The sequence below is a fragment of the Burkholderia sp. SIMBA_051 genome (genome assembly GCF_046534915.1).
Lineage (GTDB): Bacteria > Pseudomonadota > Gammaproteobacteria > Burkholderiales > Burkholderiaceae > Burkholderia > Burkholderia ambifaria.
This window is the reverse complement of the sequence record NZ_JAWRXS010000104.1, coordinates 1-341: the sequence shown is the minus strand read 5'-3', so window position 1 is coordinate 341 and position 341 is coordinate 1. Positions and strand designations below refer to the sequence as shown.

1 pseudogene is annotated in these 341 nt (G+C 56.9%); it reads left to right on the top strand.

What is annotated here, in order from left to right:
- Nucleotides 1–146 precede the first annotated feature (146 nt).
- Nucleotides 147–341, top strand: a pseudogene (locus SB771_RS33745) (AraC family transcriptional regulator); the annotation flags it as partial.

Here is a 341-nt window from a genome sequence, read left to right as displayed (position 1 = left end):
GTTTTACTATAGCCATTCGTTCCGCTAACATCACGCATAATCCGCTAATCGGCTTTGCCCGCGGTTTAAGCCGTCTAATTCATTTGGACGTATAAGCCGGCGGCGGAGCAATGGGTCCACAACGAACGACAGTTTGAGGAAACATCATGCCGCATATGCACCTTGATACTGCGAGGGTTACCTGGTTACATACGCCGGCTCCGAATTTGCGGAGTGTGGCGCGGCGAATCGGCGTGTTGCTGTTCGACGGTTTCTGGCTGCTCGGGCCGGGCACCGTCGTCGAGATGTTCCAGACCGCCAACGAACTGGCGGACTCGCATGCCGGCGAGGAACCGCCCTAC